This window comes from Pseudoduganella buxea (assembly GCF_009720835.1).
In the GTDB taxonomy this organism is placed as follows: Bacteria; Pseudomonadota; Gammaproteobacteria; order Burkholderiales; family Burkholderiaceae_D; genus Rugamonas; species Rugamonas buxea.
Window position 1 is genome coordinate 1 of sequence record NZ_WNKZ01000306.1, and the last position, 269, is coordinate 269.

The window sequence follows — 269 nt, forward strand, 5'->3', positions numbered from 1 at the left end:
GTGCAGTAATGCATTAAGCTAACTGATACTAATTGCCCGTAAGGCTTGTCCCTATAACCTTGACGGTTATATGCATTTGCCAGTGTTTGAGCACTACCCCAAAAAACTACTTCTTCCAGATTCAAGATTGCAGCTGCTCCACCGAGAGCTGCGGTCTGTACAAGTCATGCCTGATGACCATAGCAAGTCGGTCCCACCCCTTCCCATCCCGAACAGGACCGTGAAACGACTTTGCGCCGATGATAGTGCTGCAACCAGTGTGAAAGTAG

Annotated in this window: 1 rRNA gene; it reads left to right on the forward strand. The window is 48.7% G+C overall.

What is annotated here, in order from left to right:
• Nucleotides 1-169 precede the first annotated feature (169 nt).
• Nucleotides 170-269 (forward strand): 5S ribosomal RNA (gene rrf / locus GM672_RS28035); the annotation flags it as partial.